At 68.1% G+C, this 13731-nt stretch carries 11 protein-coding genes (1 of these 11 running past the window's edge); 9 read left to right on the top strand and 2 right to left on the bottom strand.

Annotated features, from left to right (window positions below; translation table 11 throughout):
- Window positions 1-35: 35 nt before the first annotated feature.
- Genes ACUDTM_RS12460 through ACUDTM_RS12450 form a run of 3 tightly spaced genes read left to right on the top strand, consistent with a single transcriptional unit; the run spans window position 36 to window position 5590 of the window.
- Entirely contained in the window at window positions 36-1505 is a 1470-nt protein-coding gene (locus tag ACUDTM_RS12460) for a DUF3375 domain-containing protein (protein ID WP_072168749.1), read from the top strand.
- Window positions 1492-2193, top strand: a complete 702-nt coding sequence (locus ACUDTM_RS12455; RefSeq protein ID WP_134709590.1) for a DUF4194 domain-containing protein — start codon at window positions 1492-1494, stop codon at window positions 2191-2193. Before ACUDTM_RS12460 ends, ACUDTM_RS12455 begins: the two co-directional genes overlap by 14 nt.
- A gap of 16 nt (window positions 2194-2209) precedes the next feature.
- On the top strand, window positions 2210-5590 hold the full coding sequence (locus tag ACUDTM_RS12450; RefSeq protein WP_053496750.1) for an ATP-binding protein: 3381 nt from the start codon (window positions 2210-2212) through the stop codon (window positions 5588-5590).
- A gap of 197 nt (window positions 5591-5787) precedes the next feature.
- Here the strand turns inward: ACUDTM_RS12450 and ACUDTM_RS12445 are convergent, their stop codons facing one another.
- Window positions 5788-6567 carry a sulfite exporter TauE/SafE family protein gene (locus ACUDTM_RS12445; protein WP_005411690.1) on the bottom strand — a complete coding sequence of 260 codons (780 nt, stop codon included), beginning with the start codon at window positions 6565-6567 and terminating at the stop codon, window positions 5788-5790.
- A 102-nt stretch (window positions 6568-6669) separates the two neighbouring features.
- On the opposite strand from ACUDTM_RS12445, the gene ACUDTM_RS12440 reads away from it, so the two are divergent.
- Window positions 6670-7062, top strand: a complete 393-nt coding sequence (locus ACUDTM_RS12440; RefSeq protein ID WP_072168748.1) for a YchJ family metal-binding protein — start codon at window positions 6670-6672, stop codon at window positions 7060-7062.
- Window positions 7063-7065: 3 nt separating this feature from the next.
- On the opposite strand, the gene ACUDTM_RS12435 is transcribed toward ACUDTM_RS12440, so the two are convergent.
- Window positions 7066-8346, bottom strand: a complete 1281-nt coding sequence (locus ACUDTM_RS12435) for a GGDEF domain-containing protein (protein WP_353080533.1) — start codon at window positions 8344-8346, stop codon at window positions 7066-7068.
- A 166-nt stretch (window positions 8347-8512) separates the two neighbouring features.
- Between ACUDTM_RS12435 and egtB the strand changes: the two genes are divergently transcribed.
- The 5 genes from egtB to ACUDTM_RS12410 all read left to right on the top strand — a co-directional run.
- Window positions 8513-9784, top strand: a complete 1272-nt coding sequence (gene egtB / locus ACUDTM_RS12430) for an ergothioneine biosynthesis protein EgtB (protein WP_353080532.1) — start codon at window positions 8513-8515, stop codon at window positions 9782-9784.
- Window positions 9781-10755, top strand: a complete 975-nt coding sequence (egtD, locus tag ACUDTM_RS12425) for an L-histidine N(alpha)-methyltransferase (protein ID WP_072168745.1) — start codon at window positions 9781-9783, stop codon at window positions 10753-10755. The genes egtB and egtD overlap by 4 nt, the downstream gene beginning before the upstream one ends.
- Window positions 10756-10838: 83 nt before the next feature.
- The gene (locus ACUDTM_RS12420; RefSeq protein ID WP_353080531.1) at window positions 10839-12107 is read left to right on the top strand and encodes a lytic murein transglycosylase; all 1269 of its coding nucleotides are present in this window, start codon (window positions 10839-10841) and stop codon (window positions 12105-12107) included.
- Between the two features lie 40 nt (window positions 12108-12147).
- Window positions 12148-13014 carry a D-hexose-6-phosphate mutarotase gene (locus ACUDTM_RS12415; protein WP_334272070.1) on the top strand — a complete coding sequence of 289 codons (867 nt, stop codon included), beginning with the start codon at window positions 12148-12150 and terminating at the stop codon, window positions 13012-13014.
- Window positions 13015-13064: 50 nt separating this feature from the next.
- Window positions 13065-13731: the 5' portion of a DUF2628 domain-containing protein gene (locus tag ACUDTM_RS12410; RefSeq protein ID WP_227837724.1), read on the top strand. 107 nt of this gene lie beyond the right edge of the window; only the first 667 of its 774 coding nucleotides appear in the window; it begins with the start codon at window positions 13065-13067; its stop codon lies off the right edge, out of view.

Here is a 13731-nt window from a genome sequence, read left to right as displayed (position 1 = left end):
TCGTCCCCGCCAGCCCTCATGACTCCTTTCGCTGCATGAAGCACCGCGAACGCATCTCCCGTTACCGCCATCTGCGCGAACAGCCCCAGTGGAAGCTGCTTGCCGCCGACCACGCCCCGGAAATCATCGGCCTGCTGCAGGGGCTGCTGATGGACGGCGAGCGCACGCTGCCGTCGTCGGTGCTCAACGAGCGCCTGCAGCGTGCGCTGGATCAGCTCAACGGCGACGAACTGTCGCGCGAGCTGCCGCGTACCGCGCAGGCCTATATCGCACACTGGCTGGCCCAGGGCTGGCTGGAACGCCGCCTGCCCGACGGTGCCGACCAGGAGCAGTACGAGCTGTCGACCGCGGCACTGCAGGCGATCCGATTCGCCGACGGCCTCGAGCAGGCCCGTGTGGCCGCCACCGAAAGCCGCCTGGCGCTGGTCATCGAGCAGCTCTCGCAGCTGGCCGCGCAGACCGAATCCGATCCGGACGCCCGCCTGTCGGCGCTGCGCGACGAGCGCGACCGGATCGACGCCGAGATTGCCCGTGTCGGCGCCGGCCGTGTGATCGCGCTGGACGGCAAGCGCGCGCTGGAACGTGCGCGCCAGATCATCGGCCTGGCCGACGAGCTGACCGAGGACTTCCGCCGCGTGCGCGACGACTTCGAGCAGCTCAACCGCGAGTTCCGCGAACGCATCATCGACGACGAGGGCGAGCGCGGCGATGTGCTGTCGCAGCTGTTCGAAGGCGTGGACGTGATCGGCGAAAGTGACGCCGGGCGCAGCTTCCAGGCCTTCTGGCGCCTGCTCAACGACGCCGAGCAGAGCGCCCAGCTCGATGCCGCACTGGAAGCGGTGCTGGCGCGCGGCTTCGCCCGCCGCCTGGACCGCAACGAACGCAACTTCCTGCGCGGTTTCACCAGCACCATGCTCGAGCGCGGTGGCCAGGTGCACGATGTGCTGCAGAACTTCGCGCGCAGCCTGCGCGGCTTCGTGCAGAGCCGTGGCTACCTGGAACAGCGTCGCCTCAACCAGCTGCTCAAGCAGGCGCAGTCCGAAGCGCTCGCTCTGCGCGACGAGTTCCCCGCACAACGCGGCATCGGCCGCGACCTGCAGCTGACCACCAGCCGCCTGCGCTCGTGGTCGCAATGGAAACTGCACGATCCGCGCAGCGCCCAGGTCGATGGCAACGTCGAATACAACGACGCAGCCGCGATCAGCCTGGAAAGCGTCGGCGATCTGGTCGCCTCGTCCGAAATCGATTTCCGCACCCTGCGCCGCGACCTGCACGACCTGCTCGATGCACAGCCGCGTCTCAGCATCGCCCAGGCCCTGTCGCAGCGCGAAGCGCCGCAGGGTCTTGGCAGCGTCATCGGCTACCTGTCGCTGGGCACGCGCTTCGGCAACGTGGTCGCCGGCGAGCAGGAGCTTGCGCAATGGCGTGGTGGCGACGGCCAGATCCGTCGCGCCCGCATCCCGCTGGTTTGGTTCACCCAGGAGAGACGCCATGAGCTGGCATGAAGATCCCATCGACGCACCGCAGGCCGACATGGCGGAAGACGCCTACGAGGCCGAGCCGGTGGCGGCCGTGGCGCAGCCCCGCCGTGGCAACGACGTGTACTACCTCGGCGATACCGGGCGCCTGCCGCTGGATGCGCGCCGTGCGCTGTGCCAGCTGCTGATCGGCCCCAGCATCGACCAGCTGCGCCACGCCAAGCTGTGGCCGGCGCTGATCCGCAGCGAGGCGGCCATCCGCTCATCGCTGGCCGACCTGTTCCTGGAACTGGTGCTCGACCGCGACAGTGGCGTGGCGTTCACCCGCCAGGCCGATACCGAAGACGTCGATGCGCCGGTGCTGCTGCGCACCTCCCCGCTGACCTTCATCGACTCGGTGCTGCTGCTGTACCTGCGCCAGCAGCTGGCCGAGGCCGATGCGCGCGGCAACCGCGCGGTGGTCGCCGACGCCGAGATGGCCGAAGCGCTGGCCATCTACGAAAAGAACCTGTCCACCGACCGCGCCGGCTTCAACCGTCGCGTCGCATCGGCGGTGCAGAAGATGAAGGACAACCACATCCTGACCCGCCTCAGCGGCCAGGAAGACCGCCACGAAGTCTCGCCGGCGCTGAAGCTGCTGTTCTCCGCCGAAGACGTGTCCCAGCTTTCGGCGGTCTACCGCCAGTTGCGTGAAACCCCGGCCGCCGAGGCCTGAGAGACCCGACCATCGCATGGCTATCTCCAAGCACACTCCCGCCCTGTTCAACGAAGGCCTGCCGGACCCGCGCCTGCAGCAGTTCCGCATGCGCCGCCTGCAGGTGCACAACTGGGGCACCTTCAACGGCCTGACCGAAGTACCGATCGCCGAACGCGGCTTCCTGTTCGTCGGCCGCTCCGGCTCGGGCAAGTCGACCCTGCTCGATGCCATGTCCGCGCTGCTGACGCCACCGGCCATCGTCGACTTCAACGCCGCTGCACGTGAAGCCGAGCGCAGTGGCCGCGACCGCAACCTGGTGTCCTACGTGCGCGGCGCGTGGGCCGACCAGCAGGACAGCGGCACCGGCGAAATCGCCACCCAGTACCTGCGCAAGGGCGCGACCTGGACCGCACTGGTGCTGGAATACCGCGCCGGCGATGGCCGCGTGGTCAGCCTGGTGCGCCTGCTGTGGATCTCCGGCAATGGCACCTCGGCCGGCGATGTGCGCAAGCACTACATGATCGCCGAGCGCCCGTTCGACATCGCCAAGGACCTCGGCGGTTTCGACCTGGACCTGCGCAAGCTGAAGCAGAAGCTGCCCGACCTGCACCACTTCGACACCTTCTCCGGCTACGCCGAGCGCTTCCGCGACCTGCTCGGCATCGACAACGAGATGGCGCTGCGCCTGCTGCACAAGACGCAGTCGGCGAAGAACCTGGGCGACCTCAACGTCTTCCTGCGCGACTTCATGCTCGACACGCCGAAGACCTTCGACGCCGCCGAGCGCCTGGTCAGCGACTTCGCCGAGCTTGATGGCGCGCACCAGGCGGTGGTCACCGCCCGCCGCCAGGTGGAAACCCTGTTGCCGGCCCGCGCCTACTACAACGACCTGAAGGAAATGCACCGCCGTCGTGGCGACGACGAAGCGCTGAAGCTGGGTGTCGACAGCTTCCGCGAAAGCCGGCGCCAGGCGCTGATCGAAGCGCGCCTGCGCGAGATGGACGTGCGTGACCGCGGCCTGCTTGGCGAAGAAGCCCAGCGCCGTGCCGCGCTCGACAACCACACCGAGCGCCTGGCCGAACTGGAGCTGCAGCGCCGCCAGCAGGGCGGTGAGCGCATCGAGGAACTGGAACGCGAGCAGGGTCGTGCCGAAGCTGAGCGCGATCGCCGTCAGGCCAAGCGCGAGCAGGCACGCCAGGCGGCGCAGCAGCTGGGGGCCGAACTGCCGGACGACGCCCATGGCTTCGCCGAACTGGTCGAGCGCGCACAGAACGAGCTGCAGGACCGCCAGCGTGCCTCCTCGGCACTGGACGACGCGATCAGTGACCGCCTGGGCGGCAAGCGCGATGACGAGCGCCGCTTCGGCGAGGTCCGTGCCGAACTCGAAGCGATGCAGCGCACGCCCTCCAACATCCCGGCGCCGATGCAGAAGCTGCGCGCGCGCCTGGCCGAGGAAACCGGCATCGCCGAGGCGGCACTGCCCTTCGTCGGCGAACTGATCCAGGTCCGCTCGGAAGAGCAGGGCTGGCAGGGTGCCATCGAGCGCGTGCTGGGTGGCTTCGCGCTGTCGCTGCTGGTCGATGACAAGCATTACAACGACGTCGCCGAATGGGTGAACCGTACCCACCTTGGCATGCGCTTCACCTACTACCGCGTGCGCCGCAACGATGATGCATTCGCCCGTGAGCCGTCGGCGAAGTCGCTGCTGCACAAGCTTGAACTGCGCGAGCATGTGTTCGAAAGCTGGCTGCGCCGCGAGCTGGGCAAGCGCTTCGACTACGAATGCGTGGATGCCAAGCAGCTGCGCAACGTCGACCGCGGCATCACCCGCGAAGGCCAGGTCAAGCATCCCGGCGACCGTTTCGAGAAGGACGACCGCAGTGCGGTGGGCGACCGCCGTCGCTGGATCCTCGGCTTCAACAACCACGACAAGGTGGGCGCCTTCGAGCGCGAAGCACAGGAACTGGCCAAGCGCATCGCCAGCTGCGAGACCGACATCGCGCGCCTGCGCGGGCAGCGTGACCGCGACAACGAACGCCGCCTGGCCTGCCACGAGCTGGTCAGCATCAGCTGGAACGAGATCGACATCGCCGCTCCGCAGCAGCGCCTGAGCGATATCGAAGCCACCCTGCGCGACCTGCGTGAAGGCAACGCCGATCTCGCCAAGCTGGCCAAGCAGATCGACGCCGTGCGCGCCGACATCGAGCAGTCCCGCCGCACCTATGAAGACGTCCGCGTCGAGCGCGGCCAGCTGGTCAAGGAACGTGATCGCCTTGACCGCGCACGCCAGCAGAGCCGCGCACTGGTGCTGCCGAGCCTGGCCCAGGAGCAGGAAGCCGGCCTCGCCGAGCGCCTGCAGGAACAGGGGCCGCTCAGCCTGGAAACGCTCGAAGCGCACATGCGCCAGGTCAGCAACGCGCTGAACGAGCAGTTGTCGTCCTCGCAGCAGGACCTCAACCGCATCGAGAACCAGCTGATCGGCTGCTTCCGTCGCTTCATCCAGCAGTGGCCAGAGGAGTCGGGCGACTTCACCGTGTCGGTGGCCTCGGCCGAGGACTTCCTCGCACGCCTCGAACGGCTGGAACGCGACGGCCTGCCACAGCACGAAGAGCGCTTCTTCGACCTGCTGCAGAACCAGAGCAAGAACAACCTGCTGGCCCTGCAGCGCCACAGCGCAGAGGCCCGCAAGTCGATCGGCCAGCGCCTGGACGAGGTGAACGCCAGCCTGGAGCAGGTGCCGTTCAACCGTGGCACGCTGCTGACCATCGAACTGAGCGACCGCCGCCTGCCGGAGGTCGCTGAGTTCCACCTGCAGCTGCGCGAGGTGCTGTCGCAGCAGCAGACCGAGCAGCGCGAGCTGGCCGAGTCGCAGTTCACCGTGCTGCGCCAGCTGGTCAACCGCCTCGGCTCGCAGGAAGGCGAGGACAAGCGCTGGCGCGAGCTGGTGCTGGACGTGCGCATGCACGTGGAGTTCATCGGCGTCGAGCTGGATGCGGAAACGCGCCAGCAGGTCGAGATCTACCGCAGCGGCGCCGGCAAGTCCGGTGGCCAGCGTCAGAAGCTGGCCACTACCTGCCTGGCGGCTGCGCTGCGCTACCAGCTCGGCGGCGCTGACAGCCAGCTGCCCAGTTACGCGGCGGTCGTGCTCGACGAGGCCTTCGACAAGGCCGACAACGAGTTCACCGCGCTGGCGATGAACATCTTCGACAACTTCGGCTTCCAGATGGTGGTCGCCACCCCGCTGAAGTCGGTGATGACGCTGGAGCCGTTCATCGGTGGCGCCTGCTTCGTCGAAATCAGCGGCCGCCACGACTCCGGCGTACTGCTGATCGAGTACGACGAAGAGGGCAAGCGCCTGAAGCTGCCGGAGCGCAGCCGCCAGCAGGCCAACGAACCGGAAGAAGCCGAGGCCTGACCCGGCCGATTGAAGGGGAATGCCGGCCAGCGGCCGGCACTACCCAGGGGCGGGGTTCATGATCCGGTAGTGCCGGCCGCTGGCCGGCAACACTCCGCGCCCAGGCATTCCGTAGACCCGAGCCATGCTCGGCTGCTCTTTGCGACCGAAAACGGCGTGCCAACCAAGGTTGGCACCTACCGGGTCATGACGCGCATTCACGCAGCGCGGAACGTATCCCACGCCATCCGCGCGATCAGCACCACCACCAGCCCCACGAACAGCTTGCGGATGAACGGCGTGCCGCCCTTCAGTGCCAGGCGCGTGCCCACCACCGAACCGATGATGTTGGCTGCGGCCATTGGCAGCGCGAACAGCCACAGGATGTTGCCGGTCGGCACGAAGAACGAGATCGCTGCCACGTTGGTCGCCAGGTTCACGACCTTCGACGCCGCTGACGCGCGCAGGAAATCCAGCCCGAAGAAGCGCACGAACAGGAAGATCAGGAAACTGCCGGTGCCTGGCCCGAAGAAGCCGTCGTAGAAGCCGATCGCCGCACCGATCGCCAGCGCGATCACCAGTTCGCGGCGGCCGATCTCCTGCGGCCGGTGCAACGCGCCGAAGTCCTTCTTCCACAGCGTGTAGGCCAGCATCGCGACCAGCAGCACCAGCACCAGCGGCCGTACAGCATCCTTCGGCAACAGGCTGACGGCCGTGGCCCCGGCAAAGGAAAAGATGAAAGCGGTGCCGGCCGCGAACAGCACCGGCTTCCACGGGAAGCGCACATTGCGCGCATAGCGCCAGGCAGCCGCACCGGTACCGAACATCGAACTGAACTTGTTGGTACCAAACAGCATCGCCGGCGTCTGCTGTGGCAGCACCGTGAACAGGCCGGGCAGCTGTACCAGGCCGCCGCCGCCCACGGCAGCATCCACAAGACCGGCGATGAAGGCGATCACCACCAGCCACCACAACTCAGGGGGAACCAGTTCCAGCACGGCGATCAATCAATGTGGGGGCGCGACAGCATACGCCTGTCCTGATCCGGGCGACTGCCGCCGCGCGTGGATCAATTACTGCAACCCGGCGACAATGCCGGCATGAGCCGAAAATCCGCCGATCCCTGCCCCTGTGGCCTTCCCGCCGATTATCCGGTCTGCTGTGGCCGTTTCCATGCCGGCGAGGCCGCGCCCGATGCCGAGCGCCTGATGCGTTCGCGTTACAGCGCCTATGTGAGAGGCCTGGCCGGCTACCTGCGCCACACCTGGCACCCGGACACGCGTCCGGCCGAGCTGTCGCTGGACGACGCACCAGGCCAGCGCACCCATTGGCTGGGCCTGACCGTGCACGACCACACGGTCACCGGCGCAGACAGTGCTGAAGTGCGCTTCACCGCGCGCTACCGCATCGGCGGCGGCAGCGCGGTGAGAATGACCGAGCACAGCCGATTCCGGTGCATCGACGGCCGCTGGTATTACCTCGACGCGGTCTGAGCCCTACGCACTGGATGCAGCCAGCAGGCGCTGGCCGCCGTGCGCGCGGACCTGGTTGCGACCTCCGTCCTTGGCCATGTACAGCGCCTGGTCGGCGGCCTTGAGCACTGCCGTCGGTCGCGGATCCACGCGGCTGTCGGCCAGCCCGATGCTGACCGTCACCTGCACCACCTGGCCGGTGCCGCCGCGTCCGCGCTGCTGACGGCCGGCTTCGTCGTCACGGCTGCGGGTGCTGCGGTCGCGCAGCTGCATGCGGGTGTCCTCGATGCTCTGCCGCAGTGCTTCGACGGCCTCGATGCAGGTCGCCGCCGGGCGGTCGAGGAACACCACTGCGAATTCCTCGCCGCCATAGCGGAACGCTCGGCCACCGTAGCCGACACGCGCCAGCCGCGACCCCACCAGGCGCAGCACGTCATCGCCGGTATCGTGGCCGTGGGTGTCGTTGAACGACTTGAAGTGGTCAACGTCCACCATCGCGATGCTGTAGGTGCCGCGCGCTCGCTGCAGGGTCTCGTTGAACGCCCGTCGCCCGGGCAGGCCGGTCAGCTCATCGCAGAAGGCCATGTGGAAGGATTCCTGAAGCATCGCGCCCAGCATCAACAGCAGGGCGGCGCTGCTCAGCGCCGGCAGCAGTACCGGCTGCAGGAAGATCCGCGGCAGCATCCACCACAGGCACAGCAGGGCCAGCAGCATCGCCGTGTGCAGTGGCCGCGGATGCCGCCACGCCCGCCAGCCCAGCGCTGCGGTCGCCAGCAGGAACAGCAACGCCGGCAGCTGCGCCAGCGCATTCCAGTCGGCGGGAATCCAGGCCCAGTGACGGCTCGACAGCAGATCGTGCATGCCCTGCGGCTGTTGTGCCGCAAGCAGCAGGAAGATCACCAGGGCCGCGCCGCAGACCACGCTGCGCAGCAGCAGGTCCTGGCGTCGGCGTCCGCGTTCCGGCCACAGTGCCAGCCCGGCAAACAGCAGCGGCACCCAGGCCGAGATTGCGTGGAAGCGCAACGGAGTCAAGGCGTCGACATGGCCGCTGCGCAGGTAGCCGCCGACGTCCCGGTGCAGCAGGGCGAACACCACCGCCACGACCAGCAGCAGGCACAACGTGCGTATCTGGTGGTAGAGCAGGGCCAGGCCCGCGCCGAGGCAGGCCAGCAGCCAGGGCAGGATGCGTTGGGCCGGGCTGGCCACATCCTCGGTGCCCAGTGCCATCCACAGCACCAGGACGACCAGCACGGCGGGCAGCACGAACAGGTAATGCGCAGGCTGGCGGAGTGGATGCAGGGGCACGCAGGAAGTCCAGTGCGGTGACGATGCGGCCGCAACACTGCCGTTAGCGGCGTCCTCACCCGCTTCTTGAACACGCGCATTCTGAAAAGGTATGCCCGCAACCATGTGAATGGGGCAGTGTGCCGCCATGACGTCGCACTCACCGCACTGCGCCGATGCTGTAGGCATGGACAGCGTACCCACCGCCGTCGCTGCCCCGCAGCACGACCTCGCCCACCACTTCGCACATGTGCGTGCCCGCAGCCTGCAGTTGGCCGCACCGCTCAGTGCAGAGGACGCCATGCTGCAGAGCATGGCCGACGCCAGTCCCAGCAAGTGGCACCTGGCCCATACCACCTGGTTCTTCGAACGCTTCGTGCTGGCGGGATTCGCCAGTGCGCCGGCGCATGACCCAGCCTGGGACTATCTTTTCAACAGCTACTACAAAAGCATCGGTCCGGCGCACGCGCGGCCGCAACGCGGCCTGTTGTCGCGGCCCTCGCTGCAGCAGGTGCGCGACTACCGCCAGCAGGTCGACATGCAGGTGCAGTCACGGCTGGCGGCGGGTGACCTCGACGCGCAGGCGCTGCACCACCTGCAGTTGGGGCTGCAGCACGAACAGCAGCACCAGGAACTGCTGTTGACCGACATCAAGCATGCGTTCTGGTGCAATCCGTTGCAGCCGGCCTACCGCGAGGACCTGCAGCCTGCCCCCAGCGCTGCCAGTGCGCAGGGCTGGACCGAATCACCCGAACGCATCGTCACCATTGGCGCCGCAGCCTGGCCGCAGCACGCCGCCTTCGCCTACGACAACGAATCGCCGGCGCATCGCGTGCTGCTCCCCGCACACGCACTGGCAGAGCGTCCCGTCAGCAATGGCGAGTACCTCGCCTTCATCGAGGCTGGCGGCTACCGCGAGCCGCGCTGGTGGCTCAGCGAAGGCTGGGCGTTGCGCGAAGCCGAGGGCTGGCAGCACCCGCTGTACTGGGACGATGCCCTGCAGCGCGAGTACACCCTCGGCGGTTGGCGAGAACTGGACCCGCATGCGCCGGTCTGCCACCTCAGCTATTACGAGGCTGATGCCTGCGCCCGCTGGGCGGGTGCGCGCCTGCCCAGCGAGTTCGAGTGGGAAGCCGCCGCTGCGACGCAGCCCCTGCGTGGCCATTTTGCCGACGACGATCAGCTGCACCCTCGGGCGGGGCAGGGCAGTGGGCTGCGGCAGCTGTTCGGCGACGTATGGGAATGGACCCACAGCGCGTATGGCGCCTATCCGGGCTTTCGCCCTTTCGCCGGCAACCTCGGTGAGTACAACGGCAAGTTCATGTGCGGGCAATGGGTGCTGCGCGGTGGCAGCTGCGCCACGCCGCGTGGCCACGTGCGTGCCAGCTACCGTAACTTCTTCATGCCCCCGGCACGTTGGCAGTTCTCCGGGCTGCGCCTGGCCAGGGATCTCGCATGAGTACGGTGCAGGACGCGCTGCAGGCGCTGACCGATCTCACTCCCGGCCGCCAGCAGATCCTTGCCGACGTGGTGGCCGGGCTGTTGCGCACGCCCCGCCAGCTGCCGTCCAAGTACTTCTACGATGCACGCGGCTCGCGCCTGTTCGAGCAGATCACGCATACGCCAGAGTACTACCCCACGCGCACCGAGCTGGCCCTGCTTTCACGGGTACTGCCGGACATCGCCCGAAGCGTCGGGCCGCACCTGCACGTTGTGGAACTGGGCAGCGGCAGTGGCCGCAAGACCGCGTTGCTGCTGGCCGCCCTGCACGACCCGGTGGCCTACACGCCGATTGAAATCTCACGTGCCGCGCTGCTGTCCAGCATCGACCATCTGGCCCCGGCGCTGCCCGAGGTGGAGATGCTGCCGGTCTGTGCCGACTTTACCCGTCCCGTCGCCGTACCCATGCCCGAACGCGAACCCGCGCGACGGCTGCTGTTCTTCCCGGGTTCCACGCTGGGCAACTTTGAAGGCGAGGACGCGGTCGCGCTGCTGCGCGCGATGCGCCAGACCATGGGGCATGATGGCCTGGCCCTGGTCGGCATCGACCTGCACAAGGACCCGGCGTTGATCGAGGCGGCCTACAACGATGCGCAGGGCGTCACCGCCGCATTCACCCTCAACCTGCTGGCCCGCCTGAACCGCGAGATCGGCAGCGACTTCGATCTCGATGGCTTCCGTCATCGTGCACGCTACAGCACCGCGCGGTTGCGCATCGAGACCGATCTGGTCAGCCAGCGGGCACAGGACGTCCACCTGGATGGCCGCATTTTCCACTTCGCCGCCGGTGAACCCATTCGCGTCGAGTACAGCCACAAGTACACCGAGGACAGCTTCGACGCGCTGTTGCGGCAGGCGGGCCTGCAGGTGGCGCAGCGATGGGATGCCGAAAGCCCCGCCTATGGCCTGCGCCTGCTGCGCCGCGCCTGAGGTGGTGGCCAGCCGGTGCCCCTTCAGGTTCGGCAGCACCGCTGCCCCTAAGATGGCCGTGCAACGGCAACACGGAGGACGCCATGCCTGTTCTGACCACGCTCGGCCTGGCGGCCGCCCTTGTGTCGACCCCGGCGCTGCCTGCGGCTTCCGCCGCCAGCACCGATCCGGCGTTCAGCCGCTGCTTGGCGGGCCTGCAGGCCACCGCCGCGACCCAGGGCATCGGCGCTGACCGCTTCAACGAGATCACCGCCGGGCTCACCCCGGACCCCAGCGTGCTCGGCCTGCTCGATGCACAGCCCGAATTCACCACGCCGATCTGGGACTACCTGGCCGCGCTGGTCGATCGCCAGCGCGTGGCTGATGGTCGCGCCCTGCTGCAGCAGCACCGCGACCTGCTCGATCGCGTGTCGGCCCAGTATGGCGTCGATCCGGCCACCATCGTCGCGGTCTGGGGCGTGGAGAGCGACTACGGCCGCGTGTTCGGCAAGCGCCCGCTGCTGCAGTCATTGGCCACGCTGTCGTGCGCCGGCCGCCGCCAACCTTTCTTCCGCGGTGAGCTGCTGGCGCTGCTCAAGCTGATCGACCGCGGCGACCTGCAGGCACAGGGGCTCACCGGCTCCTGGGCCGGTGCCTTCGGGCACACCCAGTTCATGCCCAGCACCTATGCACGCATCGCCGTGGACGGTGATGGCGATGGCCGCCGCGATCTGGTCGGCAGCATTCCCGATGCACTGGCCTCCACCGCCAACTACCTCAAGCGTGCCGGTTGGCGCAGTGGCGAACCATGGGGCATGGAGGTGCATGTGCCCGCCGGCTTCAACGCCAGCCAGGCCGGCCGCACCCAGCGTCGTGCCCTGGCCGATTGGCGCGCGCAGGGCGTGACCGCGCTGGATGGCAGCGCGTTGGCTCCGGCCAACCTGCCGGCGGATGCGCGCGCCGCCCTGCTGCTGCCGGCCGGCAACAAGGGCCCTGCGTTGCTGGTGTTCCGCAACTACGACGCGATCTACAGCTACAACGCTGCCGAAAGCTATGCGCTGGCGATCGCGACGCTTGCCGACCAGCTGCGCGGCGGCAACGGGCTGGCTACCGCCTGGCCGACCGACGATCCAGGCCTGGGCCGCGATGAGCGTCGCCAGCTGCAGACCCTGCTGCTGGCCCGCGGCCACGACATCGGTGCCGCCGACGGCATGATCGGTACCGCCACGCGTCGCGCGATCCAGGCCGAGCAGCAGCGCCTGGGCTGGAGCGAGGTGGACGGCCGCGCAGGCCAGCGCATCCTGCGCACGCTGCAGGAAGAGGCGGCCGCCATCGCACCCGCTGGGCAGAATGCCTTGCCGGCGGCACGTTGACCGCGACATCATCGCCGCGGTCTTCAAGGAGCGTCATCGCATGCAGTCGAATCCGGACATCAGCACCGGCCTGTATCACGGCCTGGAGGCCTGGCAGGTGCGAACCGCCAATGCCACAGCGGTCGTGAGTGTGTTTGGTGGCCAGCTGCTGTCGTTCATTCCCGATGGGCAGCCCGATCTGTTCTGGCTTTCGCCCACGCGCGCCGAGCTGCCCACGCCCATCCGCGGTGGCGTCCCGGTGTGCTGGCCGTGGTTCGGCCGCCAGGGCCAGAGTGCCGATGTACCGGCGCATGGCCTGGTACGTACCGCGCGCTGGGAGCTTCTTCAGGCCACCCAGAGCGATGGTGGCGAGGTCGAGCTGCAGTTGGCACCTGCGCCCTGCGCCGATCCCGGCCTGCGCCTGCAGATGCAGCTGCGCATCGGCCGCCAGCTGCGCCAGCAGCTCGTCACCGAGAACACCGGAACCTCGCCGGTGACCTTCACCCAGGCCCTGCACAGCTACTTCCGGGTCGGCGATGCCACTTGTGTCGAGGTCGATGGCCTCGACGGCCTGCAGTACCTGGACAAGTACGAGGACGGCGCGCAGCTGCGCCAGCAGCAGGGGCCCTGGTCACTGCGTGACCCGCGCGATCCGGGGCGCAGCGACCGCATCTATACCGGTGCCGGCGGCCACTACGTGCTTCGCGATCCCGTCCTGCAGCGGCGGATCGAGATCCGCAGCGAAGGCAGCCAGACCCTGGTGGCCTGGAACCCCGGCATGGAGGCAGCGGCGAAGATGGCCGATGTCGGCGACGGTTGGCACGATTACGTGTGCCTGGAAGTGGCCAACGCCGGGCCAGAGCAGATTACGCTTGCGGCGGGTGCGCGCCATCAACTGGTGCAGACCCTGGGCAGTACCGCGCTGTAGGCGCTGGCAGCGGTTCCAGTTTGTCGAGGCAGGTAGCAGGGACGGAAAACATGCAGGAAGCACAATGGTGGTACGCCAATGGCAGGCAGAGCAGTGGGCCGGTCGATCTGGCCGGTCTTCGCCAGCTGCAGCGGGAAGGGACGGTTACGGCGCGCACCCTGCTCTGGTGCGAAGGCATGCCCTCATGGCGGCCGTTGGCCGAACTGGAGCAGGCTTCCACCCCCATCGAGGTGGGTCCGGCCCCGGATATCGACGCAGCCCCTGCAGTTGAGGGCATTGCGCCGAATGTCGGCGATCCGTCCGATCCCTATCGTGCGCCGGTCGCTGTACCGGACAGGGCTGCGGCTGCGGGGCTGGAGGGCGAGAGGGCCTTGTACGCCAGCGTGGTCGGCGGCAACTTCCCGATCTATCGCCAGCGCTGGCGGCTGGATCAGGGCATTGCCACGGGCAGTGGCACCTGGCACTGGCCGGCCTTCCTGCTCGGCCCGATCTGGATGATGTACCGCAAAATGTACCGCCTGGCGGCAATGTGGGTCGGCCTGCTGCTGCTGATCAGCGTGGTGGAGACCATGCTGGATGTGCCCGAAGGCGTGTCGCTGGTCATCACCATCGCGCTCAGCGTCACCACCGGCACCTTTGGCAACACCTGGTACCTGGCACACTGCCAGCGCCTGATCGCCCAGGCCCGTGCCGTCAGCGGCGGCGATGACGCACGGC

This window comes from Stenotrophomonas maltophilia group sp. vghtpe118, assembly GCF_052605195.1.
The sequence above is the reverse complement of the archived record's forward strand: the minus strand, read 5'-3'. Positions and strand labels throughout refer to the sequence as shown.